We start from the raw sequence: 22,706 nt of genomic DNA on the forward strand, positions 1-22,706 counted from the left end.
GGCCGCGCTCAGCCGACGTTCTTCCAGAAGTACACGGTATCGCCGAGGGTACCGTCGGCATTCACGGCGAAGCCTGGAATGCGTCCCGCCTCCTGCCACCCCATGCCGCGATACAACGGCTCTGCCGCGTCGCCGGCGCGTGTGTCCAGCACCAGCAGGCGGCGCCCTTCGTCGCGTGCCTCCTGTTCGATGCGTTCCATCAGCAGCCGGCCCACGCCGCGGCGGCGGATGCCGGGCCGCACGAGCAGCTTCTGCAGGTCGGCGCGGTGCGGCTGGTTCTCCGGCATGTCGAGGTCAAGCATCACGATCCCGGCCAGCAGTCCGTCCACCCACGCCGCCAGCAGAACGCGCCTGCCGCCGGCCACGTCTGCGGCCATGCGGCGCCAGAACGCCGCCGCCTTGTCGAGCACCAGCGGCGGCAGGAACGACACGGAGGCGTCGTTATCGACACATTCTTTCAAAATCAATGCCAGGCAGCCCTCGGCTGAGGCCGCTCCGGCGGCATCCAGCCGCTCCACGTGCACGCCGGCCAGCGGCTTCGTGTAAGCGAATTCAATGGAGTTCGACTTGTCGTTCAGTGCCCGGATCGGGCCGGAGCGCACATAGCTGCGCTTCTCGTAGAAACGATGGGCCCGGTCGAAGCGGGTATCCGTCCACAGCTTCATCCGCTGTGCGCCCTGGGTGCGGGCATGCGCCTCCGCCGCCTCGATCAGGGCATGCGCGAGGCCGCCGCCGCGCATCTCCCGGGCGGCGTACATCTTGCAGATTTCCCACGATTCTTCGCCGTCGCGCAGCGGCCGGGTCGCGACCATGCCGACCACCCGGCCAGCAACCTCGGCGGCCCACAACGCCCCGTCCTGCCCGGCGTAGTAGCTGGCGAGCGCCCGCAGTTCCGGCACTTCGCCGTCCAGGTCCATCACGCAGCCGGGATATTCGGCCCAGCAGGCGTCGATCAGGGCGATGAAACCCTCCGCGTCGTCATCCCGCCCGGCCCGCAGGATGGCGGCCGAAGTCACCTGAACCCTCCCACGAAGGCGGCGATGCGCTTCACCGCCTCGGCCAGGCTGGCATCGTCGGTGGCGTAGCTGATGCGCAGATAGGGGCTCATGCCGAACGCGGCGCCATGCACCAGCGCCACATGGCCCTCGTCCAGCAGCGCGAGGGCGAAATCCTCGTCGGTTTCGATCTTCTTGCCGCCGGCGGTGGTGCGGCCGAGGCAGCCGGCGATGTTCGGGTAGACGTAGAACGCGCCTTCCGGCCGGTGGCAGGAAATCCCGGGAATGGCGTTCAGCCCGTCCACCACCAGGTCGCGGCGGGTGCGATAGATGGCGGCCCGCTCGGCCACCAGCTCCTGCGGCCCGTCCAGCGCCGCGGCGGCGGCGGCCTGGCCAACGGTGGACACGCCCGCGGTGGCCTGCCCCTGCATGTTTACCATGGCCCGGATCAGGTCCTTCGGCCCGGCGCAGAAGCCGATGCGCCAGCCGGTCATGGCATAGGTCTTGGACACGCCGCTGACCGTCAGCACCCGGTCGCGCAGGCGCGGCTCTACCGCCACCAGGGTGTCGTAGTCGAAGTCGCCGTAGACCAGGTGCTCATACATGTCGTCGCACATGATCCAGACATGCGGATGCTTCAGCAGCACCTCGGCGATCGCCTTCAGCTCCGCGCGCGAGCAGGCCGCCCCCGTCGGGTTGTTCGGCGAGTTCAGCATCAGCCACTTGGTCTTCGGCGTGATCGCCGCTTCGAGGTCCTCGGGCCGCAGCTTGAAGCCGTTGTTCTGCGGGCAGGTCACGAACACCGGCTCGCCGCCCACCAGGCTCGCCATCAGCGGATAGGCGCCCCAGTACGGCGCCGGAATCACCACCTCGTCGCCCTCGTCCACGGTGGCCATCAGCGCGTCGAACAGGACCTGCTTGCCGCCATTGGCGACCATGATCTCGTCGAGCGCATAGTCCAGCCCGCTGTCGCGCCGGAATTTCCGCTGCACCGCCTCCTTCAGCCGCTTCGTGCCGTCCTGCGGGGGGTATTTCGTGTCCCCCGCCAGGGCCGCCTGGTGCGCGGCCTCGATCGCGTGCGGCGGCGAGTCGAAATCCGGCTCGCCGATGGTCAGCTGGATCACGTTGACCCCGGCCTCGCGCAACTTGCGGGCCTTGATGGTCATGGCGACGGTCGCGGCAACCTTGACCCGCGACAGGCGGCTGGCGAGTGCGGGCATGGCGTCAGTGCAGTCCTTCGCAGAAACGCTGGATGCGCGTGCAGGCCTCGCGCAGGCTTTCCGTGTCGGTGGCGTAGCTGATGCGGAAATGGCCGGGATACATGAACGCCGCACCGTGCACGGCGGCCACCCCTTCCTCCTCCAGCAGCGCGATCACGAAGCTCTCGTCGTCGGTGATCCGGGCGCCGCCCCTGCTGGTCTTGCCGATGCAGCCATGCACCGAGGGGAACACGTAGAACGCCCCCTCGGGCCGGTGGCAGGTGAGGCCCGGCGCCTTGTTCAGCATGTCCACCACCATGTTGCGGCGCTGGCGGTAGACCTCGACCATCTCGCCGATGAATTCCTGCGGCCCGGTCAGGCCCTCGACGGCGGCGGCCTGGGAGATGCTGCTGGTGTTGCTGGTGGACTGGCTCTGCAGCTTGTCCAGCGCCTTGATCAGCGGCAGCGGCCCGCCGGCGAAGCCGATGCGCCAGCCGGTCATGGCATAGGCCTTGCTGCACCCGTTCATGGTCAGCGTGCGGTCCTTCAGGCGCGGCTCCACCTCCACGATGGTGGCCGGCTTGAAGCCGTCATAGGCGAGCTTCTCGTAGATATCGTCGGTGAAGATCCAGACATCCGGGTGCTTCAGCAGCACGTCGCAGATCGCCCGCAGCTCGTCCTTGGAATAGGCCGCCCCGGTGGGGTTGCAGGGGTTGTTGAGGAAGAACCACTTCGTCTTCGGCGTGATCGCGGCCTCGAGGTCCTCGGCGCGCAGCTTGAAGCCGTTGTTCTGGCCGCAGGGCACGAATACCGGCGTGCCGTCGGCCAGGGAGACGATGTCGGGATAGCTGACCCAGCACGGCGTCGGGATGATCGCCTCGTCACCCTTGTTCATGGTGGCGATCATGGCGTTGAAGATCACCTGCTTGCCGCCGGTGGAGACGATGATCTCCTCGGGCTTGTAGTCCAGGCCGCTGTCGCGCTTGAACTTCTCCGCCACCGCCTTGCGCAGCGCCAGGGTGCCGGCGACATCGGTGTATTTCGTCTCGCCCGCCTGGATGGCGCGGATGGCCGCATCCTTCACATTCTGCGGCGTATCGAAATCCGGCTCGCCGGCGGACAGGCTGATCACGTCGCGCCCAGTGGCCTTGAGCGCGCGTGCCTTGGTCGAGATGGCGATGGTCTGGCTCGGGCTGATCCGGTCCAGGCGTTCGGCGGTGAGCTGCATGTGCGTGTTCTCGGCCTCTGATCGAAGTCGGTGACCCTAATGCGGCGCCTCCGCCCGGGCAACCGGGGCAAGGCGCCCCTGCCAGATGAAAAGCGGCGATGAGGGCGGGCTCCGGGCCGCACCGTCCACGACCCAGGCCCGAACCGCGCCCGTGCCCCCTCCGACGCGCCGTCGTCCGCGGGCACCTTCGATGGCTCCAATGGGCCATGCCACCGATGGCTCCTTCGCGGGAAGCGGGCCCCCTTGCGGGTGCGTCACGATGCGGCTGCCAAGGAGGAGACGAAGCATGAGCGAATCAAGCCCGCGCATCAGCGTCGCCGCGCTGAAGCAGGCGATCGAAGGACGCGACGCCGAGGCGTTGTTGCGCCTTTATGCCGACGACGCGAAGATGGTCATCATCGACCGGCAGCACCCGCCCAGCGCGCCCCTGGAAATCGACGGCCGCGCGGCCATCGGCGCGTACTGGCACGATGTGTGCGGCCGCGCGATGACCCACCGCATCGAGGCGGGCCTCGCCGACGACACCCACCTCGCCTTCACCGAATCCTGTGCCTATCCGGACGGCACCCGCGTGTTCTGCTCGGCCATGCTCGACATCGCCGGTGGGCGTATCACCCGGCAGGTCACGCTGCAGGAGTGGGACGGCTGAGCGGCCACACAGACATATCGTAAAGGAGAGCGCCCATGCTGATCGCCCGCTGGCAGATCGACGCGCGCTTCGGCCACAAGCAGAAGGTCATCGACATGCTGCGCGACTGGACTTCCACCATCGCGCCGCAGGCGGGCCTCACCAGGGGCCAGATCCTGACCGGCTCGATCGGCGCGCTGGAAGCGACCGTGGAGCACAACTGGCAGGTCGACGACCTTGCCGAGTTGGAGCGCGCCTGGGCGAAGCTCGGAACCATCGCGGCGCATGCGCAATGGGGCAAGGACCTCGAGCCGTTCGTGGTGTCCGGCACGGCGAAGTGGAATGTCTACCGCATGCTCTGAGCTGTGGCGTGCGCGCCGCGGGCGTCCGTGGCGATCTCGGTGATCAGCTTACGCAGGATCGCGTCGGCAAACCTGTCATAGCTGTCGATGGCGATGACAAAGGCGCCGGGGCCGCCGATCACCTGGTCGCGGTAATGGATGTCGAGGTCGGGCTCGATGGTCAGGATCGGCAGGCCGTTGATCGTCACGCCGCGGCGCACCGCGTCGTCACGGGCATCCTCGGCGGGCCGGCCGATATTGTTGGCGCCGTCGCCGGAGATGTCGATCACCCGCCGCTCACCCGCAAACCCGCCGCGCTGGAACAGCGCGACGCCATAGTCGATCATGCCGCTGATCGAGGTGCCGCCGCCGAACAGCCGCCGCGGCGCGGCCTCGATCGCGGCGGCGACGGCCTCGGCGGAGCGTTCGTCGCGAATCGCCATCCAATCCACCACCAGCACATGCAGTGCCGGGCCGGTCCATTGCACCATGGCCACCGCGATCGCCTGCGTTGGCCCCGACCGGATCGCCTGCAGCACCAGTGGATTGCGGAATGCCGCGACATAACCACGCTTCTGCAGCTCGAACCGCGCCTGGTTGACGCTGCCGGACGCGTCGACGCCCAGGACCAGCTGCAGATCGACCGGCTGCTGCGCCGCCGCCCCGGCAGCAAGGCCCAGCAGCAGCGCAGCGATGCCGGCCACCTGCGCTGCGATCCGGCGACACACGGAAAGGCGGCCTGGCATCGATCCGAGCCTCTCGGCTGTGGAGTGCGGCCAGGAGGTTGGCGCGCCGGCTGCTTATCGTCCAGCAGAATGCAGGGCCCGGTACCCATGCCAATGCCTCACGTGGCGTCAAAACAAGAACCGAAGCGCGATCGGTGCCGATAGACGCACCGATCGTGCTTCAGTGATCCAGCGCGTGCCCGACCGCATACAGCGCGCAGCCGGCGCCATTCCTGTTGCAGTTCCGCAACGCCGTTTGTTTCGCCTCGTCCGCCGTCCGGGCCGTGTACGCCCAGCCGCAGGCCCCGTCCGGATTGACCGCGAACGCCTTGGCTTCGGTACGCGCGGTCACATAGTCCGCGAAGCCGGCACGACAGGTTGCACCCCGCACGAACGGCGGGGCCGGCAGATCGGGCAGTGGCGGCAGGTCAACGACGACTTTCGTGGGCAGTAGCAGCGAAGCCAGGAATGGCTCGACGGCGGGCCACCACAGCGTCGCGTGGCCAGCGGCCAGCAGCGTGTGGCCGTCTGCCCTGAACGGCGGCAGCATCTCCAGCCGCGCCGGCGCGCCGCCGGCCACATAGGCGTCGAACATCCGCCGTGCCAGCGCAGGGCCAAAGAAATGGTCATTCTCGGCATAAATCCACAACGCCGGTGCGCGAGCGGAGCGACCAAACGCCCCGGCCGCCTGCACCAGCCGCTCGGCATCGCAAACCTGGTCCGGGGCAGCGGAGCCGCGGCCGCCGGCAAAGGCGATCACGCCCAGTACGCCCGGCGGGTTGGCGGCCCCGGCGGCGGTGACCGCGAAGCCGCCGGTGGACAGTCCCAAAAGCACCACCCGGTCCGGGTCGGCCCAGGGCTCCTGCCGCAGCGCCGCCGCCGCACCCGTGACATCCTCGGCCGATATCCGGGCGACGCGCAGGTAGTCGCGATTATTGCATGGTCCCGCGCCGCCCTCGGCATAGGGCCCGTCGGACTTGCCGAAGCCGCGGCGCAGGATGGCGACCGCCGCGTAGCCGCGCTGGGCAAAGGCAACGGCGGCGGTGTTGAAGCTCGCGGGCGACGTGCGCGCGATCGCCGCGGCGAATTCCGCGCCGGTTCCGCGCGGCGTCCCGTGCACCATTACCACCACAGGAAACCGCCCGGGCCGGTCGGGACGAATGACCAGCCCTTCCAGCGCCGCCTTCCCGCCGCCGGGCAGCGCGACGTGTACCGCGAGCGGGGCGCGGACCAATCCCGGCAGCATCGTGGGCTCCGCGGCCCCCGCGTCTGCGGCGAGCACGACGAACAGGCTGAGGAAGCAGAGAATGAGTCGCACTGGCCAGTCCCCCCGAGATGGCGCGCCGGCGGCGCCGCCCTGGCGATTGCGGCCGCCCGACATTCTCAGCCAGAGGCGAATTTCGCCGACAGGTAGCCCAGATACGGCTCCGGCGACAGGCCGCTGCCGGTGGCGCGCCGGAGGATCTCGTCGCGGCCGAAGCGGCGCCCGTGCTGCCATACCTGCGCACGCAGCCAGTCGCGCAGCGGGGCATAGTCGCCCCGCGCGAGCGCGTCGTCCAGTCCGGCCACCTGCCCGCGCGCCGCCGCGAACAGTTGCGCCGCCATGACGTTGCCGATGGTGTAGCTGCAGAACGACCCGATCATCCCCGATGACCAGTGGATGTCCTGCAGGCAGCCGCTGCGGTCGTCCGGCACCTCCAGCCCCAGCTGCTCGCGCATCGCCGCCGCCCAGGCCCCCGGGATGTCGGCCACCGCGATGTCTCCGGCGATCAGCGACGCCTCCAGTTCCACGCGCAGCATGATATGGAAGTCGTAGGTCAGCTCGTCCGCCTCGGTGCGGATCAGGCCGGGCGACGCGGCGTTCACCGCGGCGTGGAACGTGCTCGCGTCGACGTCGCCCAGCGCGTCCGGGAAGACGTTCCGCACCTCGGCGAAATGCAGGCGCCAGAAGCTTCGGCTGCGCCCGACATGATTCTCCCACAGGCGGGACTGGGACTCATGCACACCGAAGCTGGTGCCGCCGACGGCGTAGAGGCCCATCAGGTCCGTCGCCAGCGCCGTGCGGGTGTAGGCGGGATCGATGTTCTGCTCATACAGCGCGTGGCCGGTCTCGTGCATCGCGCCGAACAGCGCCGGCGCCAGCGCGTCGGGGCGATAGCGCGTGGTGATGCGCACATCCTCGCGGGTGAACGACACCTCGAACGGATGCACGGTGGTGTCGAGCCGGCCACGCGCGAAATCGTAGCCGAGGCGCTGCGCGAAGCTGCGCGCGACCGCGCGCTGGCCCTCCTCGGCGAAGCCGCGATGGAGGAAGTCGGTGCGGGGGGTGCGGGCGCGCGCAGCCTGCAGGATGGGCGCGAGCCCGTCCCGCAGCCGGGCGAACAGGCGGCGCAGGCTCGTGATCGACTCGCCCGGCTCGTAGAGCTGCAGCAGCGCGTCGTACGGATGGTCCTGCCAGCCGGCGGCGTCGGCGAATTCCCGCGCCAGCGCGAGAGTGGCCTCCAGATGGGGCGTGAACAGGGCGAAATCGTTGGTGGCGCGCGCCTGTACCCAGGCGGCATTGGCCAGCCCCCGCACCGCCGCGCGGCGCGCCACGAGCGCCGCAGGGATGCGGCTGTGGAATGCCACCGCCTCGCGCACCGCCGCCACCGACCGGCGATCCGGATGGTCCTCCGGCAGCCCGGCCACCGCCCGCTCGGCACCGTCGAGCGCCCGGCGCGTGTCGTCGGCGATCAGCAGGTCGCGCGCCAGGCCGGTCAGGGTCGCGATCTGGTGGCTGCGGCTGGCTGCACCGCCAGCGGGCATCATGGTGCGGGAGTCCCAGACCAGCACCGAGCTGGCACACAGCACGTCGTTGACGGCAGCGATCCTGGCGTTGAGGTCGGCGAGGCTCATGGCGTGCTCCTGGCGGCAGGACTGGGCTTCTAGCGCAGGGGTGTGCGGCCACAAAGACCCGCACGTGACCGGTTCATTCCCGGGCACGCACGAATTAACGGTCTCCGCCCCATGCGGAAACGCGATTTTCACGATTTCGTGAGCGACCGTCGCCTACGGTCGTACCCGAGTTGGGCGGCGCAGGCCGGCGCGAACCCGAACCGTCGGAGCCTTCGGACGATCGCGCCAGCATGCTGTTCAATTCGTACGCCTTCATCTTCGGCTTCCTTCCCGTCACCCTCCTGGGCTTCTTCCTGCTCGGCCGGCGTTCGGCGCTTGCGGCCGCAACCTGGCTCGCTCTGGCGTCCGTCGTGTTCTATGCGTGGTGGGACTGGCATTTCAGCTTCGTGCTGCTGGCCTCGATCCTGCTCAACTACGCCGCCGGCCGGATCCTGGCCGCGCGCGCGGCAGCCGGCAGCGAGGTGCGGTGGCCGCTCCTGCTGGCGGTCGGCGCCAACCTGCTGGCGCTCGGCTACTACAAATACATGGGCTTCTTCGCGGTCGCGGCGGCGGAGCTGCTGCGGCTCGACCTGCCGGTGGCCCAGGTGGCGCTGCCGATCGGCATCTCGTTCTTCACCTTCACCCAGATCGCGTTCCTGGTGGACGCAGCGCGCGGCCGGGTCAGCGAGCCGAGCTTCGTGCACTACCTGCTGTTCGTGACCTATTTCCCGCATCTGATCGCAGGTCCGGTGCTGCACCACGCCGAGATGATTCCGCAGTTCCGCCGCAAGGAGGCCTATGCCCCGCGCGAGGAGGCCATCGCCGTCGGGCTCACGGTGTTCCTGTTGGGACTGTTCAAGAAGGTGGTGCTGGCCGACGAGGTTGCCGTCTACGCCAATGCCGCCTTCGCGCCCGGGCACGCGCCGTCGCTGGGCTGCGTCGAGGCCTGGGGCGGCACGCTCGCCTACACGTTGCAGATCTATTTCGACTTTTCCGCCTATTCCGACATGGCCGTGGGATTGTCGCGGCTGTTCAACATCCGCCTGCCCGCGAATTTCGAATCGCCCTACCAGGCGTGCTCCGTCATTGATTTCTGGCGCCGCTGGCACATCACGCTGTCGCGCTTCCTGCGCGACTATCTCTACATCCCGCTCGGCGGCAACCGGCGCGGCAGGCTGCGGCGCCACGCCAACCTGATGGCGACGATGGTGCTGGGCGGCCTGTGGCACGGCGCCGGCTGGACCTTCCTGATCTGGGGCGCGCTGCACGGGTTTTACCTCATGCTGAACCACGCATGGCGGCATGCCTGCAGCAAGGTGGGCATCGCGCCTGGCGATTCGATTGCCGGCAGGATTGCCGGCTGGGCCGTTACGTTCCTCGCGGTGATGATGGCCTGGGTGTTCTTCCGCGCGCCCGACCTGCAGACGGCCTTCACCGTGCTGCGCGCGATGGCGGGGTTGCAAGGGATCGCGCCGCCGGTGGCAATGGACGCACGCGAAATACTGCTGCTGACGGCGCTGTCGGCGATCGCGCTGCTGGCGCCGAACATCCGTCAGATCATGGGCCGCAACGACCTCGTGCTTGGCCCCGTGCCCGCCACGCGGCCGGACCGGCGTCTGCAATGGCGGCCCGGCGTGGCCTGGGCGACCGCCTGCTTCGGCATGTTCGTCGTCTCGCTGCTGCAGATGACGCGGGTCAGCCAGTTTCTCTATTTCCAGTTCTAGGCATGGCGCGTCGTGATGTACCGCCTCCATAACCGCATCCTGGTCGGGCTGTGTGCGCTGGCAGCCTGCGTCGTGCTCGGCACCGCGTTGTGGCTCGAGCCGCTGACCGGCGACCTGACGCGGCTTGGCGGCTATGCCGAGAACAGCTTCGGCTGGAACGGTGTGGAGGACGTCTTCGCACCCCCGCTCGCGCAGCACGGCAGGCAGGGGACACATTACGACATCGTGGTCATCGGCGACTCGTTTTCTTCGCGCACCAGCCGCGACCGGCAAACCCGCGAGGGCGGATTCTGGACCGACTTCCTTGCCGCCGAGACCGGCCTGTCGGTCGGCGTGTTCGATGTCGCTGCGATGCCGCTCGAGCAGCGGCTGGATAGCGTGGCCGCCACCGCCGAGCCGCCGCTGCTGGTGATCCTCGAACTTGCCGAGCGCACATTGCGCGCCCGCCTCGGTGGGGGTGCGGGGATCTGCGCCAGCGGGGCGGCTGACCTCGTTGCGGCGCCCGACCTGGCGCCTTTGCCGGCCCTTCCGGCCCCGGTGCGGCGCAACGGCCGGACCCTGCTGCACCCGGTCTCAGCAGACCAGGCGGCGGATCACCTCAAGAAGACGCTCATCCGCGCGGTGCTTGGCGTGGATAGCACGCCGGTCGTGCGGCTGGACCTGTCACGCGACGACCTGTTCACCAGCCGGCGTGCGGACTCCCTGCTGGTCTACCGTGAGGATTTCGACAAGCGACGCTGGACCGGGGATGACTGGGATGCGATCCGCTGCCGTCTCGCCGCCGCGCAGCGCCATATCGAGGCCGATGGCCGGATCGGGTTCCTGTTCCTGATGGCACCTGACAAATCGTCGGCCTACGCGGAGTACCTGCGGACGCCTTACGCGCAAGTCGATACAATGTCGCAACTCCGGCGAGAGCTCACCGGACCGCGCATGCCGAGGCTCGATCTGGCGCTGCGCGCGGCCATTGCCCGTGGCGGGCGGGACATCTACCTGCCCAACGACACGCATTGGGGCAGCGCGGGATCGCGCATCGCGGCGCAGGTGGTAATCGACGACCTGCGCCGGACCTACGCCGCCCTACCGCCCACCGACTGACGCGATACTGGCGTGACCCCGGCGGCGATCCGCGCCAGACTTCGCATCGTCGCGGCAGGACGGGGACGGCTTCGATGACCGGCGGGCCTGACCGGAAAACGCGCCCGGCGCTCAGGGATCGATGCGGGCGGTGGCCGTGCCGCTCATGACTTCCTTGCCGTCCTGGTTCACGGTCGAGACGGTCAGGTCGGCGAACAGCTTGCCGTCCTCCTCGCGGATGGCCGCAACCGTGGCCGTGGCATCAAGCGTGTCGCCCGGCCACACCTGGTTGGTGAAGCGGACACCGAACCTGTTCAGCCGCCCGGCGCCGACATAGTTGGTCAGTACCTTGCCGGTGAGACCCATTGTCAGCATGCCGTGGGCGAACACGCTTCTGTAGCCGGCGACCTGGGTCGTATAGACCTCGTCGGTGTGCAGCGGGTTGTAGTCGCCGGAAGCGCCGGCATATTGCACGATCTGCGTGCGCGAGAGGTTGTCGACCACGCGCTCCACATGGGTGTCGCCAACCTTGAGGGTGGATGCCTTGAGAGCCATGCCTGCCGCCCTCACCCTTCGCTGACGGGACGTTCGGGGGTCACGGCCACGCTGCGCGCGGTGACCACCAGTTCGCCGGTCTTGTCGCGGTATTCGACGATGCGTTCACGGAACGTCAGCTTGCCCGCGCGCCTGCTTTCCTTCTCCCAGGTCTTCCCCGGCCTGATCTCGACCGTCAGCACGTCGCCGGGGCGCAAGGGGCGGTGGTACTCGAAATGCTGTTCGGCATGCAGGGCCCCGCTGGTTGCGGGCTGGCCTTCGATTCCGCTGGGCGTACGGCCGGAGCCGAACCAGGGTTGGCCGGGCTTCGGGCGCAGGTGGTAGTCGGGATCGAACTGGGCGACGGCCTGCGGGAAGGTCGGGGGGGCGATGACGCCCCCGACTTCGGATTGCGCCGCCGCCGCGGCGTCGTGGTAGACGGGATTGGCATCCCCGATGGCGCGCGCGAACATCATGATATGCGTCGCCTCGACGGGAAACGTGAGCTTCGTCAACAGCATCCTCCAATTCTCGGCACGGCGTCGCGGGCCAGGCCCGATGGTCTCGCCAGGATAGCCGATCCGCTCGCGAAGGCGACCCGCCCTCCCGCGCGTCCGGCCGGTGCGGCTAGCCCTTCAGCGCCTCGTCGATGTCCTGGCCGTAGAAGCTGGCGTAGCTGTTGCCCTCCAGCGCCAGACCGACGATCTCGACCATCTCGGCAAGCTGTTCCTCGGTCGCACCCTTCTTCTTGGCCAGGGCGGTGTGCGAGGCGCTGCAATAGTGGCACCCATTGGCGATGCTGACCGCGAGGTAGATGAGCTCTTTGGTCGGCGCATCGAGCGCGCCCGGCTGCATCACCGCCTTCGCCCGCTCCCAGAACCGCCGCATGACCGCCGGGTGGCGTGCCATGGCCTTCCAGGCATTGTTGACGTCGGGCACGCCGCGCGCCGCCTTGATGTCATCCATCACCGCCCGCGCCTCCGGCGCCGCCTCCGCATACTCGATCAGCTTGCCGTAGCTCACGCCGTCCTCCCCCACAGATCTCCCCGCGACTGTTGCATGGATGGGACACGACGGAAACGCGGCCCCGGGCCGGTTCTTGATGCGCGCCGCGGTCTGGACAACAAAGAGAACCGCACCGGCCACTGCCGGGAATGGGAGCGCGAGCCGATGGACGGGACGGTGACGGCGGTGAGCCGCGACGCGGCGCATATGTTCAGCAAGCCGACGCAGGACAGCATCCGGCTCCTGGCCGGGCTGGGTGTGGAAGGCGACGCGCATCTCGGCGTTACCGTGAAGCACCGCTCGCGGGTGGCTCGTGACCCCAGCCAGCCCAATCTGCGCCAGGTCCACCTGATCCATGCCGAGTTGCATGACGCGTTGCAGGCTGCCGGTTTCGACGTTGCGGCCGGGCAGATGGGCGAGAACATCACGACGCGCGGCCTCGACCTGCTCGGCCTGCCCACCGGCGCAAGGCTGCATCTCGGCGACACGGCCGTGGTGGAGATTACCGGCCTGCGCAACCCGTGCGCCCAGCTCGACCACTTCCGGCCAGGCCTGATGGCGGCAGTGCTGGGCCGCGACGCCGACGGCAGGCTCATTCTCAAGGCCGGCGTGATGGGTGTCGTGCTGGCCGGCGGCGACGTGCGACCCGGCGATCCGATCCGCATCACGCTGCCGCCGGAACCACACACCCCGCTCGAACGGGTCTGATGCCGATCGTCAGGCCGGCAGCTTGATGGCGTGCTGCGGGTGCCGTCAGCGCGCCGGATCCTGGCGGGTCATCCCCGTTGCCCAGCACAGCCCGACGACGCCGCCTTTCAGGGGCGGCAACAGCAGCAGGCTCATCAACGCGGTCAGCGGCAGCCAGACCGCGAACTGCAGCCACATCGCCGGCTCGTAGGCATGATCCACCCACATGAACAACGGCACGATCACGTGCCCCACCACGACGATCGTCAGATACGGCGGCATGTCATCCGAGGGATAGACGGTATTGTCCGTGCCACACGCCTCGCAGGGCTGGCGCACCTTCAGGAATCCGCTGAAGAGGCGGCCTTGGCCGCAGGCCGGGCAGCGACGGGCCAGCCCTCGCCGGATGCCGGTCCAGATCGAATTGGTCTGCATCGTTCCTTCTCCGCCTCTGCCTGCCTGTCTCTGCCGTGCCCGGACCGCCGAAAGGCATTGTGATATTGCCGCCGATATTGTATGGAAACATTATCCATACAAAATCTGACATGCATGCTATTTGTATGGCACCTTCGCAGTCAATATCCAGGCATGATGTCATGCAATTTTGGCAGCCCGAGATCGACCCGACTCAGGGGCCCCTTTACCTCGCGATCGCCGATGCCATCGGGCAGGACATCGCGCGCGGCGCCTTGAAACCGGGCGACCGCCTTCCCCCGCAACGGCGCCTGGCCGAGGGCCTGCGCGTCGATCTCACCACCGTCACCCGCGCCTATGCGGAGGCGCGGCGACGGGGATTGCTGGATGCGACCGTCGGGCGGGGAACCTATGTGCGGGCCGATCCCCCGCCACCCACGGCCGGGGCGGAGCGTGCGGTCGTCGACCTGAGCATGAACTTGCCGCCGCAGCCGCCGGAACCGTCCTTGCGTGCCCTGCTGCAGGACGGCATTGCCGGCCTGTTGCGGCATGCGGACATGGCCACGTTGATGGCCTACCAGTCGGGCGCCGGCACCAGCCAGGACCGCGAAGCCGCGGCAGCCTGGCTGCGGCCGGTGATGGGCGAGACGGACCCCGGCCGCATCCTGGTCTGCGCCGGCGCCCAGAGCGCGTTGACCGCCCTGCTGACCCTGCTGGCCCGGCCGGGCGACACGATTCTCACGGAGCCGCTGACCTATCCCGGTCTACGGGCGATGGCCGCGCATCTCGGCATCCGCCTGCTCGGCGTTGCCGTGGACGCAGAGGGCTTGTTGCCGGATGCCGTGGCGCGCGCCTGTCGGGAGGCGCAGCCGAAAGCGCTCTATTGCATCCCGACCATCCAGAACCCCACCACGGCGACGATGCCGCCGCAGCGGCGGCAGGCCCTGGCGGAGGTGGCGCTCCGGCACGGGATCATCATCATCGAGGACGACGCATACGGCCTGCTGCCGACGGTCCCCTCCCCCGCCATCGCCACCATGGCCCCCGACGTCACTTATTATATCGGCACGCTCTCGAAATGCCTTTCACCCGGGCTGCGCACCGCGTTCGTCGCGGCGTCGGGGCCCGCACAGGCGCGATGCCTGGCGGCCGCGGTGCGGGCCACGTCGCTTATGGCGGCGCCGGTGATGACGAGCCTGGTCACGGCCTGGATCCGCGACGGCAGCGCCGAGGCCTTCCGCGGCGCGATCCGGCAGGAAATGACCGCCCGACAACAGATCGCGCGGGAAATGCTGCCCGCGTCCAGCCTGAACGCCCATCCCGAGGGGCTGCACGCCTGGCTGACCCTGCCGCCGCATTGGAATCGCATCGACTTCAGCGCCCATGCCCGCATGCAGGGCCTCGCGCTGGTGCCCAGCGATGCGTTCGTGGTGGGCCCCGAGGCGCCGAACAGCGTGCGCATCTGCCTTGGTGCGGCGGAGAGCCGGGCGGCCCTGCGCACTGCGCTGCAATCCGTCGCCGACGCGATGATCGCAGACGTACCGATACGTTTCACCGACGTCGTGTGAGCCCCCCGGAGCGCCGGCGACGGCGCGGCCGCCTTCGCGTACGTCATCCGCTGCCCTGGCGCAGATGCGCGAGCATCAGCCGCGCCGGAACCGGCAGGGCGGCCGCCTCGCGTACACAGATCATGAGCCGCCGCTCGACCCAGTCCTCGTCCAGCTTCACGCCGCACACGCCGACAGCTCGGGTGAAGGCCCCAAGCACCGTGCTGGGCGCCACGCTGATGCCGAGCCCCGCGCCCACCATCCGGCACACGGCGTCGAAGCTGGACAGGCGGAAGCGCAGCTTCACGGTCCGGCCAAGCCTGGCCGCCGCCGCGCTCAGCACCGCATCCCAGGCACTGCCGGCCTGCAGGCCGACAAAATCGTCGTCCAGCATGTCCGCGAGCCGCACCGCGGGCCTGCCGGCGAGGGCATGCCCTTGCGGCGCGATCATGACCAAACGGTCGGACCGGTAATCGAACACGTCCAGCCTTGGCGGCACCGGCACGCCCGTGGTGAACACGCCGATGTCGCTGCGCCCCTCAGCCACCGCCTTCAGAATGGCGGGGCTGTTGTCTTCCTCCAGGGCGATCTTGATGTCCGGGTAGCGCTGCACGAAGGCGTGCAGGTCCTCGGGCAGGAACTCGATGATCGAGGACTTGTTCGCCATCATGCGGACATGCCCTTTCGCGCCGCGCGCATAGTCGCCTAGCTCGTCCGCCAGCCGCTCCACGTTTCCCAGGATCGCGGCGGCGTGGTGCAGCAGGGCCTGGCCCGCCGGCGTCGGCTCGACGCCGCGCGGCAGGCGGTAGAGCAGAGGGACGCCAAGCGACGCCTCCAGTTCGGCGATGCGCTTGCTCACGGCCGAGACGGCGATGTGCTCGTGCGCGGCCGCGCGCGTCAGGTTCTTCAGCCGGGCGATCGCGACGAAAAGCCGCAAGGTCGTCAGGTCGAGGGGCGGGTGCATCGCGCCGGGCTCCTCTCATCCAATGGACAGTCTGGTGTGGAGCCTAACCGGATGGTTCTGCGTTCGCTATCCGCGAACGCAGACATGGCGAACGGTGGATGGATTCGCCCTTCTCTCCTGGCCTATTCAGGCGCCCGGTCCAGGGGGAAGCACCAGTGAGCATGACAGCGGTCGAGAAGATCTTCGCGGCCCATGCCGGCAAGGCCGGCACCGCCGCCGGCGAGATCGTGACGGCGCGGATCGATCGCATTCTTCTGCACGACATCACTGGCGCCCTTGCCATCGACCTGCTCGCGGCCATGGGCGCAGACCGCGTGGTCGAGCCGGACCGGGTGGTCCTGGTGGGCGACCACTACTCGCCGCCTCCCGACCCGACGGCGGCGGGCCTGCTGTCGCTGATGGAGCGGTTCGCCGCCGAGAAAGGCATCCGGCATCTGTTCACCACCGGCGAAGGCATCGAGCACACGCTGCTGCCCGAGCAAGGGTTGCTGCGCCCGGGCGACCTGGTCATCGGCACCGACTCGCACACCTGCACGGCCGGGGCCTTCGGCGCCGTCGGCACCGGCATGGGCTCGTCCGACATCGCCGCTGCGATGGCGCTGGGCGAGCTCTGGTTCAAGGTGCCCGAGACCATCCGCGTCACCATGACCGGCGCGCGCCGCCGCTACGTGACCGGAAAGGACCTCATCCTGCAGGTGCTGGGCGCCATCACCGCGGACGGCGCCACGTATAAGTGCCTGGAGTTCCAGGGCGACACGATCGAGGGGTTGAATCTCGACGAGCGCATGGCGCTCTGCAACATGGCGGTCGAGGCCGGCGCCAAGACCGCATTCGTGCCACCAGACGACAAGACCCGCCATTGGGCGCGGGAGAAGCACGGGGACGGCGGCATGGCGCAGGCCGTGTGGTCGGACCCCGACGCCACGTTCCAGACATCGCTCGATTTCGATGCCGGTGCCGTCGAGCCGCTCTGCGCCCGACCCTACGCGCCGGACAATGTCGCGCCGGTGGCGGCCACGGCCGGCGTCCGGCTGAACCAGGTCTATATCGGCAATTGCGCCAACGGCACGCTCACCGACCTGCGCCAGGCGGCGGAGATCCTGGCGGGACGCAGGGTTGCCAAGGGCGTGCGCTGCATCGTGGTCCCGGCGACCCGGCAGATCTATCGCGACGCCATGCGCGAAGGCGTGCTGGAGATCCTCGCCGCCGCCGGCGCGATCATCGGCCCCTCCACCTGCGGCGCCTGCGCCGGCCTGCACATGGGCGTGCTGGCTGAGGACCAGGTCGCCGTCGCCACCACCAATCGCAACTACCGCGGCCGCATGGGCGCGCACTCCTCGCAGGTCTATCTCGCCAACGCCTATGTCGCCGCGGCCAGCGCGGTGGCCGGCGAACTCATCCATCCCGCGGAGGTAACGGGCGCATGATCATCCAGGCAACCATCCGCAAGTTCGGCGATGACATCGACACCGACGTGATCATCCCCGCGCGCCACCTCACCTCCCGCGACCCGGCGGTGCTCGGGCGGACCTGCATGCAGGCGCTCGATCCGAACTTCGCCGAGCGGATCAACAAGGGCGACGTGATGGTGGCCGGCCGCAATTTCGGCTGCGGCTCCTCGCGCGAACATGCGGTGCTGGCGCTGCGCGGCGCCGGGATTTCCTGCGTTATCGCGCGCGGCTTCGCCCGGATCTTCTTCCGCAACGCCATCAACCAGGGCATGCCGCTGCTGACGTGCCCGGAGGCGGTGGACGCCGCGCAGGACGGCGCGCCCATCACCGTCGATGTGGCCAATGGCGTGATCGAGACCGCCGGCGCGCGGTTCACCGCACAGAAGCTGCCCGATTTCCTGCGTGGCGTGGTCGCGACCGGCGGATTGCTTCCCTATGTGCGGCAGCGGCTGGGCGCGGCCGGCGGAAGGCGGCCCTGACGGCATCAATCACGCATCGAGACTGCGCAACAATCGTTATTTCGGGCGATCGGGATCAGACCTCAGGAAGACATCCCGGTCGGCGGCGGAGTCGATATGCGTGGCGAGCTGGCGCCATAGTTCCGCTGCCGATCCGCTCTTCTCGGCCGCGCGCCTGACCAGGATCCGCGCCATCGGCCCGACAAAGTGCCGCAGCGCGCGCTCGGCACGCTCGATCTCCTCGGCCGGGATCTGCGTGCGCGCCGGCTCCGGGCTGGCCGTGCGATCCACCTGCGTGCGCCCGCCCTCCATGGTGGCGCCGCCCAGCACCTCCCGCATGAATTGCGCCCGCGCATCCGCCGGCTCGATGCTCTGCACCAGTGAGCCGCAGAGGTCCTCGATCGACCCGGCACGCCGAAGCGCGCTCTGCACGAGATAGTGCGCGATCGGGCCGACATGGCGGGCCAGCTTGCGCTCGATGTCGCTCAAGGCCGACTCGCCGAAGCCGGTGGTGGTGGCGCGGCCCGTCGCGGCAGGCGGCCGTGGGCGCAGGAGCTCGGTGCGGTCGCTATCGGCGGGCGAGGCTGCCGGCCAGCGCAACGCCGCGCGCAGCGTCTCGGCCATCTCCGCGGCCGATGCGAAGCGCTCCCGGGGATCCTTCGCCAGGGCCCTCTGCAGAACCGAACTCAATCCAGGCGGTGCGTCCGGGCGCCGGACTGTGAGGTCGGCGGGCACCTGGTTGAGCAGCCGGTACGTGATCTCGGCGAAGTTGCGGCCCGGGAACGGCCGCTCGCCGGCGAGCAACTCATAGAGCACCACGCCTGCCGAGAACAGGTCGCTGCGCAGGTCGATCGTGTCGCCGCGGCACTGCTCGGGTGACATGTAGCTCGGCGTGCCGACCATCGCGCCGCTTTGGGTCAGTTCCGAGCCGCTGAGGCGCGAGATGCCGAAATCGGCCACTTTCACGCGCCCATCCGGCAGCAGCAGGACGTTGGCGGGCTTGATGTCGCGGTGCACGATGCCCAGGCCGTGCGCGCAGCCGAGTGCCGCGAACACCTGCAGCAGCACGTCCACCGCCGCGCTCGGGCTGAAGCTGGGGCCATCCGCGATCACCCGATCCAGGCTCACGCCTTCGACGAACTCCATTACGAAGAACGGGTTGCCCTCATGCGTGGCGAAGTCGTGGACGGCCACGATGTTCGGGTGCACGCAGCGTCCGGCCGCCTGCGCCTCGCGCTGGAACCGCGCGAGGATGTCGGCGCGGTCCATGCCCTCCAGCAGGTCGGTGCGCACCAGCTTGATGGCCACCGGCCGGTCGATCACCGGATCATGCGCACGATAGATCACGCCCATCGCACCGCGGCCGACGAGCCGCTCCACGCGGTAGCGGCCGATCTGCTCTGGGAGCGCGGGAGCGTTCGGGATCACTGGCCTTCCAGCAGTTTCATCGCGTTCGCCAGGCTGCGCCGCATCCGGTTGAAGGATTCCGCGAGCGAGGCAATCTCGTCACGTCCCTTCACCTGGACTTCCGCTCCGCTCATGTTGCCCAGGCTGACCTCGCGCGCAATGGTGGAGATGCGGCGCACCGGCTTCACGATCACGAAATGCAGCAGCAGGTTCAGCAGCAGGATCGTCACCAGGAATGCGATCGCGAGTCCCAGCAGGGAGATGCGAAACGCCTCGTTGGCGCGATCGAACGCCACGTGCGTCGGCACGGAGACGATCTGCGCCCCGATCACGTCGTTGAGTTGCCAACCGAAGCCGTTCGCACTGCCATAGAGGTCGATCATGCTGGGCGGTGCCGCGGCGGGCGTCGAGTGGCATGTCAGGCAGGCCGGGTCGGTAATGCGGATCGGCGTGGACGTGGACAGGATCGGGCCGACCGGGCTGTCGCGCATGCTGACGAACTGCTTCAGCGAGGGATCGCGCTTGAAGGCGGAGATGATGTCGGTCTCCCAGTCGGTGGCCCGATCGGCCGGATTGGTCGGGTTGAGCGCCGCCTCCTTGTAAGTGTAATCGCGAAACTGCCGCTGCAGCGTCCGTAGATTGGTCTGCGCCGCCCAGGACGGCACGGTGTGCGGCAGGAACCGGGTCTTGCTCTGCTCGGTCAGCAGAGGCTCGATCTCCTTGGACGTGTAGTCGCGGATCGCGCTCGCAGCGGCGGTGATGATCGCCGCCTCCTGCAGCACCTCGCGCTGCGCATTCTCGTGCAAGGCCCGGTAAGAGAGGGCGGCGGCGATCGACAGGCCGATCAGCAGGGCCACCAGCATCACCAGGTTGAACTTCGCCTTCAGCCCCATCCGCGCGCTCCCTTGCCACTGTCTTGCGCCGGACGTGTCAGCGCTTCGCAACCAGGCGGTTGGCCTCCTCGGCCGTCAGGCGCCCGGTCATCTCGGCGCCGATCTCATGCTGGAAGCGCCGTATCGCCGCACGGGTCTCCGGGCCGAAGACTCCGTCCACGCGGCCGGCATAGTAGCCGAGGCGGACCAGCGCGTCCTGCACTCGTTGCCGATTCGCCTCGGTCATGCCGGCCTCGTCGGGTATCGTTGCCGCCAAGATCGCCGGCGCAACGGCTGGCAGCGCCGCCGGGGGCACAACCGCGGGGCTGCCGGGCTGCGCGGGCGGGAGTGGCGGTGGCGGGGCACCGGCGAGATAACCGGTGGCGACCGGCGGCCGGAACAGGCCGACCGCGGTCCCGCCCACACCCGTAAGCTGCTGTTGCACGGCCGCAAGCAGCGGGCCGGACTGCACGGTCGGCCCGGCGAGTGCCGCAGTGAGGGCAGTCGCGAGTGGCGTGACATCCGCGCCGTTCGGCGTCCCTGTCACCGCGATCGCGCCCACGCCATCCGGCGCCGGCACCTCGGCCAGCGTCTCGGTGCCGATGGGAACCGAGGCGTCGCCGACGGGCACGATGTCGATCGCCACGATACCGACCCGTGTATTGCCGCGCACCAACACGTCGAACAGCGCCTTTGCCAGCACACCCTGCGTCAGGGCGTCGGAAGGCCGCGTGATCGTGGCCGAGGCCGGCAGCACGAAAGGCCGGCCGTTGAACCCCATGGCGTGGCCGCAAAAATACATGACAACAGGACCACCGGGCTTGTCCGCGAGCCGCTTGGCAAGAGCGGCAATGGCCGCGTCGACGCCGCCACTCGACGCGTCGGTCCGCTCGATGACATCGAAGCCGAGAGTACCGAGCGCCGCCGCGACAGCGTGTGCAGACACCGGGCAGGCCGGCACGGCCGGCAGCGACGCGTAGGTGCCATTGCCGATCACCAGGGCCGTGCCGGCCGGCTGGGCCGTTGCGGCACCAGACCCCGCGGACAGGAGCGCAATGCAGGCGAGCGCGAAGGCAGCCGGGCCACACATCCTGTTCGGCGTCATGAAAGGTTGCTCCTCGGCCGCTGTTGCCGGATCATTCTAGAGCAGTATCGCTGGAGACGGAATGACCTGGGGATAGAATTTCTCGCCAAAACAATAACCTAGAGCATGATCGGTGCTTTTGTCTGCATCGATCATGCTCTAGGTCGCGAGCCCACCGGAGCCCTGAAGCCGCCGCTCAAGCAGCCGCGCGCACGACGACAGCGGGAAGCATAGTGCGAAATAGATGAGCGCGACGACGCCGTAGACGGTGAAAGGCTCGAACGTGGCGTTGTTGATGACATTGGCGGTTTTCAGGAGTTCGTCGAAGCCGATGATCGATGTCAGGGCCGTGCTTTTGACGAGCTGCACGAAAAACCCCACGGTGGGCGCGACCGCGATGCGCAGCGCCTGCGGGAGGATGACCAGCCGAAGCTGCTGGAGCCGATGCAGCCCAAGGCTGGCGGCGGCGTCCCATTGGCCGAGCGGGATCGCCTCCACGCAACCGCGCCAGATCTCCGTGAGGTAGGCGCTGGCGGAAAGCGTCAGCGCCAGGCCGGCGACGAGCCAGGGTTCCACGTCCACACCGACCAGCGGCAGGCCGAAGAACACCAGGAACAACTGCATCAGCAGCGGTGTGCCCTGGAAGACCTCGACATGCAGCGCCACCGCCGTTCGCAACACCCGGTTCGGCCCGACGCGCAGCATCAGCAGCAGAACGCCAAGGCTTCCGCCGCAGACGAAGCCGACTATGGACAGCAGCACGGTCCAGCGCGCCGCCAGCAGGAGGTTGCGCAGGATGTCCCACAGGGTGAACGCCATCAACCCACCCCCTTGCCAAGCAGGCCGCGCCCGATGGTCCTGAGGGTGCGGCGCAGCGCGACCGACAGGGCGAGGTAGATGAAAGTGATCAGCAGATAGGTTTCGAAGGCGCGGAAGGTCCGCGACTGGATCAGGTCCGCCTCGTAGGTCAGGTCGCGCACCGCGATCTGCGACACGACGGCGGATTCCAGCATGGTGATGACGATCTGGCTGGCCAGCGCCGGGAAGATGTTCCGCAGCGCCTGCGGCAAGACGATCAGCAGGAAGATCGATGCCCCGTGCATGCCCAGCGCACGCCCCGCCTCGCGCTGCCCGGGCGGCACGGCGTCGAGGCCGGCGCGCATGATCTCGGTGCCGTAGGCGCCGAGATTGACGGTCATCGCCAGCACCGCCGCCGCGAGCGCGTTGAACCGGATGCCCAGGCTGGGCAGACCGAAGAAGATGAAGAACATCTGCACGATGAACGGCGTGTTGCGGATGAGCTCCACGTATCCCGCCACGAGGCCGCGCAGCCAGGCGCGGCCGCTGCGCCGGCCCGCGGCACCCAGGATGCTCACCCCGATTCCGAGGATCGCGGTGGCCACGGTGAGCCCGACCGTGATCACCACGCCATTCGCGATCGCCACAAGGGAGTCGGCGAGCCAGCCGAATTCCAGGTGGTATTCCACCAGGA

The 22,706-nt window shown here is 68.8% G+C and carries 24 protein-coding genes; 8 read left to right on the forward strand and 16 right to left on the reverse strand.

What is annotated here, in order from left to right; translation table 11 throughout:
- Nucleotides 1-8 precede the first annotated feature (8 nt).
- Genes OL599_RS13795 through OL599_RS13805 form a run of 3 tightly spaced genes read right to left on the reverse strand, consistent with a single transcriptional unit; the run spans nt 9 to nt 3,422 of the window.
- Nucleotides 9-1,016: a GNAT family N-acetyltransferase gene (locus OL599_RS13795; RefSeq protein ID WP_264714374.1), complete on the reverse strand. Its 1,008-nt coding sequence runs from the start codon at nt 1,014-1,016 to the stop codon at nt 9-11.
- On the reverse strand, nt 1,013-2,215 hold the full coding sequence (locus tag OL599_RS13800) for a pyridoxal phosphate-dependent aminotransferase (RefSeq protein ID WP_264714375.1): 1,203 nt from the start codon (nt 2,213-2,215) through the stop codon (nt 1,013-1,015). The genes OL599_RS13795 and OL599_RS13800 overlap by 4 nt, the downstream gene beginning before the upstream one ends.
- 4 nt (nt 2,216-2,219) lie before the next feature.
- Nucleotides 2,220-3,422 (reverse strand): pyridoxal phosphate-dependent aminotransferase, encoded by a 1,203-nt coding sequence (locus tag OL599_RS13805; RefSeq protein ID WP_264714376.1) that lies wholly within the window; start codon nt 3,420-3,422, stop codon nt 2,220-2,222.
- Nucleotides 3,423-3,708: 286 nt separating this feature from the next.
- Between OL599_RS13805 and OL599_RS13810 the strand changes: the two genes are divergently transcribed.
- Nucleotides 3,709-4,071 (forward strand): nuclear transport factor 2 family protein, encoded by a 363-nt coding sequence (locus OL599_RS13810; protein ID WP_264714377.1) that lies wholly within the window; start codon nt 3,709-3,711, stop codon nt 4,069-4,071.
- Between the two features lie 35 nt (nt 4,072-4,106).
- A complete protein-coding gene (locus OL599_RS13815; protein WP_264714378.1) occupies nt 4,107-4,412 on the forward strand; it encodes a hypothetical protein in 306 nt (101 codons plus the stop codon).
- Here the strand turns inward: OL599_RS13815 and OL599_RS13820 are convergent.
- The 3 genes from OL599_RS13820 to OL599_RS13830 all read right to left on the reverse strand — a co-directional run bounded on the left by OL599_RS13820 (nt 4,397) and on the right by OL599_RS13830 (nt 8,011).
- Complete coding sequence (locus OL599_RS13820) at nt 4,397-5,095, reverse strand: DUF1194 domain-containing protein (RefSeq protein ID WP_264714379.1); 699 nt, start codon at nt 5,093-5,095, stop codon at nt 4,397-4,399. The genes OL599_RS13815 and OL599_RS13820 overlap by 16 nt on opposite strands.
- 202 nt (nt 5,096-5,297) lie before the next feature.
- Complete coding sequence (locus tag OL599_RS13825) at nt 5,298-6,434, reverse strand: alpha/beta hydrolase family protein (protein ID WP_264714380.1); 1,137 nt, start codon at nt 6,432-6,434, stop codon at nt 5,298-5,300.
- 65 nt (nt 6,435-6,499) lie between these two features.
- On the reverse strand, nt 6,500-8,011 hold the full coding sequence (locus OL599_RS13830) for a carboxypeptidase M32 (RefSeq protein WP_264714381.1): 1,512 nt from the start codon (nt 8,009-8,011) through the stop codon (nt 6,500-6,502).
- Between the two features lie 230 nt (nt 8,012-8,241).
- On the opposite strand from OL599_RS13830, the gene OL599_RS13835 reads away from it, so the two are divergent.
- Both OL599_RS13835 and OL599_RS13840 read left to right on the forward strand, forming a co-directional pair.
- Nucleotides 8,242-9,714 (forward strand): MBOAT family O-acyltransferase, encoded by a 1,473-nt coding sequence (locus OL599_RS13835; protein WP_264714382.1) that lies wholly within the window; start codon nt 8,242-8,244, stop codon nt 9,712-9,714.
- A gap of 15 nt (nt 9,715-9,729) precedes the next feature.
- Complete coding sequence (locus tag OL599_RS13840; RefSeq protein ID WP_264714383.1) at nt 9,730-10,812, forward strand: alginate O-acetyltransferase AlgX-related protein; 1,083 nt, start codon at nt 9,730-9,732, stop codon at nt 10,810-10,812.
- A 111-nt stretch (nt 10,813-10,923) separates the two neighbouring features.
- On the opposite strand, the gene OL599_RS13845 is transcribed toward OL599_RS13840, so the two are convergent.
- The 3 genes from OL599_RS13845 to OL599_RS13855 form a co-directional block, all read right to left on the reverse strand.
- On the reverse strand, nt 10,924-11,346 hold the full coding sequence (locus OL599_RS13845) for a MaoC/PaaZ C-terminal domain-containing protein (RefSeq protein WP_264714384.1): 423 nt from the start codon (nt 11,344-11,346) through the stop codon (nt 10,924-10,926).
- Between the two features lie 11 nt (nt 11,347-11,357).
- On the reverse strand, nt 11,358-11,840 hold the full coding sequence (locus tag OL599_RS13850) for a MaoC family dehydratase N-terminal domain-containing protein (protein WP_264714385.1): 483 nt from the start codon (nt 11,838-11,840) through the stop codon (nt 11,358-11,360).
- 112 nt (nt 11,841-11,952) lie between these two features.
- Nucleotides 11,953-12,348 carry a carboxymuconolactone decarboxylase family protein gene (locus tag OL599_RS13855; protein ID WP_264714386.1) on the reverse strand — a complete coding sequence of 132 codons (396 nt, stop codon included), beginning with the start codon at nt 12,346-12,348 and terminating at the stop codon, nt 11,953-11,955.
- Between the two features lie 147 nt (nt 12,349-12,495).
- Here OL599_RS13855 and OL599_RS13860 point away from each other — a divergent pair, with 147 nt between their 5' ends.
- The gene (locus OL599_RS13860; protein WP_264714387.1) at nt 12,496-13,038 is read left to right on the forward strand and encodes an MOSC domain-containing protein; all 543 of its coding nucleotides are present in this window, start codon (nt 12,496-12,498) and stop codon (nt 13,036-13,038) included.
- 45 nt (nt 13,039-13,083) lie between these two features.
- Here OL599_RS13860 and OL599_RS13865 read toward each other — a convergent pair whose 3' ends face one another.
- Nucleotides 13,084-13,452: a DUF983 domain-containing protein gene (locus OL599_RS13865; RefSeq protein WP_264714388.1), complete on the reverse strand. Its 369-nt coding sequence runs from the start codon at nt 13,450-13,452 to the stop codon at nt 13,084-13,086.
- A gap of 161 nt (nt 13,453-13,613) precedes the next feature.
- Between OL599_RS13865 and OL599_RS13870 the strand changes: the two genes are divergently transcribed.
- Nucleotides 13,614-14,999 carry an aminotransferase-like domain-containing protein gene (locus OL599_RS13870; RefSeq protein WP_264714389.1) on the forward strand — a complete coding sequence of 462 codons (1,386 nt, stop codon included), beginning with the start codon at nt 13,614-13,616 and terminating at the stop codon, nt 14,997-14,999.
- A 43-nt stretch (nt 15,000-15,042) separates the two neighbouring features.
- On the opposite strand, the gene OL599_RS13875 is transcribed toward OL599_RS13870, so the two are convergent.
- Complete coding sequence (locus OL599_RS13875; protein WP_264714390.1) at nt 15,043-15,942, reverse strand: LysR family transcriptional regulator; 900 nt, start codon at nt 15,940-15,942, stop codon at nt 15,043-15,045.
- 161 nt (nt 15,943-16,103) lie between these two features.
- On the opposite strand from OL599_RS13875, the gene OL599_RS13880 reads away from it, so the two are divergent.
- Together OL599_RS13880 and OL599_RS13885 are read left to right on the forward strand one after the other, a co-directional pair.
- Nucleotides 16,104-17,369, forward strand: coding sequence for a 3-isopropylmalate dehydratase large subunit (locus OL599_RS13880; RefSeq protein WP_264714420.1), 1,266 nt, complete (start codon nt 16,104-16,106; stop codon nt 17,367-17,369).
- The gene (locus OL599_RS13885; RefSeq protein WP_264714392.1) at nt 17,366-17,872 is read left to right on the forward strand and encodes a 3-isopropylmalate dehydratase small subunit; all 507 of its coding nucleotides are present in this window, start codon (nt 17,366-17,368) and stop codon (nt 17,870-17,872) included. Before OL599_RS13880 ends, OL599_RS13885 begins: the two co-directional genes overlap by 4 nt.
- A 36-nt stretch (nt 17,873-17,908) precedes the next feature.
- Here the strand turns inward: OL599_RS13885 and OL599_RS13890 are convergent, their stop codons facing one another.
- From OL599_RS13890 to OL599_RS13910, 5 genes are all read right to left on the reverse strand, one after another.
- Nucleotides 17,909-19,279, reverse strand: coding sequence for a serine/threonine-protein kinase (locus OL599_RS13890; RefSeq protein ID WP_264714393.1), 1,371 nt, complete (start codon nt 19,277-19,279; stop codon nt 17,909-17,911).
- Nucleotides 19,276-20,151 (reverse strand): c-type heme family protein, encoded by an 876-nt coding sequence (locus OL599_RS13895; RefSeq protein WP_264714394.1) that lies wholly within the window; start codon nt 20,149-20,151, stop codon nt 19,276-19,278. Before OL599_RS13895 ends, OL599_RS13890 begins: the two co-directional genes overlap by 4 nt.
- Before the next feature lie 37 nt (nt 20,152-20,188).
- Complete coding sequence (locus tag OL599_RS13900) at nt 20,189-21,235, reverse strand: peptidoglycan-binding protein (RefSeq protein ID WP_264714395.1); 1,047 nt, start codon at nt 21,233-21,235, stop codon at nt 20,189-20,191.
- 138 nt (nt 21,236-21,373) lie between these two features.
- Nucleotides 21,374-22,033 carry an amino acid ABC transporter permease gene (locus OL599_RS13905; RefSeq protein ID WP_456306702.1) on the reverse strand — a complete coding sequence of 220 codons (660 nt, stop codon included), beginning with the start codon at nt 22,031-22,033 and terminating at the stop codon, nt 21,374-21,376.
- Nucleotides 22,033-22,701, reverse strand: a complete 669-nt coding sequence (locus OL599_RS13910; RefSeq protein WP_264714397.1) for an amino acid ABC transporter permease — start codon at nt 22,699-22,701, stop codon at nt 22,033-22,035. The genes OL599_RS13905 and OL599_RS13910 overlap by 1 nt, the downstream gene beginning before the upstream one ends.
- Between the last annotated feature and the right edge of the window lie 5 nt (nt 22,702-22,706).

The sequence above is a fragment of the Limobrevibacterium gyesilva genome (genome assembly GCF_025989185.1).
GTDB lineage: Bacteria > Pseudomonadota > Alphaproteobacteria > Acetobacterales > Acetobacteraceae > Limobrevibacterium > Limobrevibacterium gyesilva.

What these genes read in the sequence shown, in the direction of transcription:
- OL599_RS13800 (WP_264714375.1), bottom strand. Translation starts at nt 2,215, where the DNA reads ATGCCCGCACTCGCCAGCCGCCTGTCGCGGGTCAAGGTTGCCGCGACC.
- OL599_RS13805 (WP_264714376.1), bottom strand. Translation starts at nt 3,422, where the DNA reads ATGCAGCTCACCGCCGAACGCCTGGACCGGATCAGCCCGAGCCAGACC.
- OL599_RS13810 (WP_264714377.1), top strand. Translation starts at nt 3,709, where the DNA reads ATGAGCGAATCAAGCCCGCGCATCAGCGTCGCCGCGCTGAAGCAGGCG.
- OL599_RS13815 (WP_264714378.1), top strand. Translation starts at nt 4,107, where the DNA reads ATGCTGATCGCCCGCTGGCAGATCGACGCGCGCTTCGGCCACAAGCAG.
- OL599_RS13830 (WP_264714381.1), bottom strand. Translation starts at nt 8,011, where the DNA reads ATGAGCCTCGCCGACCTCAACGCCAGGATCGCTGCCGTCAACGACGTG.
- OL599_RS13835 (WP_264714382.1), top strand. Translation starts at nt 8,242, where the DNA reads ATGCTGTTCAATTCGTACGCCTTCATCTTCGGCTTCCTTCCCGTCACC.
- OL599_RS13840 (WP_264714383.1), top strand. Translation starts at nt 9,730, where the DNA reads ATGTACCGCCTCCATAACCGCATCCTGGTCGGGCTGTGTGCGCTGGCA.
- OL599_RS13845 (WP_264714384.1), bottom strand. Translation starts at nt 11,346, where the DNA reads ATGGCTCTCAAGGCATCCACCCTCAAGGTTGGCGACACCCATGTGGAG.
- OL599_RS13860 (WP_264714387.1), top strand. Translation starts at nt 12,496, where the DNA reads ATGGACGGGACGGTGACGGCGGTGAGCCGCGACGCGGCGCATATGTTC.
- OL599_RS13865 (WP_264714388.1), bottom strand. Translation starts at nt 13,452, where the DNA reads ATGCAGACCAATTCGATCTGGACCGGCATCCGGCGAGGGCTGGCCCGT.
- OL599_RS13870 (WP_264714389.1), top strand. Translation starts at nt 13,614, where the DNA reads ATGCAATTTTGGCAGCCCGAGATCGACCCGACTCAGGGGCCCCTTTAC.
- OL599_RS13875 (WP_264714390.1), bottom strand. Translation starts at nt 15,942, where the DNA reads ATGCACCCGCCCCTCGACCTGACGACCTTGCGGCTTTTCGTCGCGATC.
- OL599_RS13880 (WP_264714420.1), top strand. Translation starts at nt 16,104, where the DNA reads ATGACAGCGGTCGAGAAGATCTTCGCGGCCCATGCCGGCAAGGCCGGC.
- OL599_RS13885 (WP_264714392.1), top strand. Translation starts at nt 17,366, where the DNA reads ATGATCATCCAGGCAACCATCCGCAAGTTCGGCGATGACATCGACACC.
- OL599_RS13895 (WP_264714394.1), bottom strand. Translation starts at nt 20,151, where the DNA reads ATGGGGCTGAAGGCGAAGTTCAACCTGGTGATGCTGGTGGCCCTGCTG.
- OL599_RS13900 (WP_264714395.1), bottom strand. Translation starts at nt 21,235, where the DNA reads ATGACGCCGAACAGGATGTGTGGCCCGGCTGCCTTCGCGCTCGCCTGC.
- OL599_RS13905 (WP_456306702.1), bottom strand. Translation starts at nt 22,033, where the DNA reads ATGGCGTTCACCCTGTGGGACATCCTGCGCAACCTCCTGCTGGCGGCG.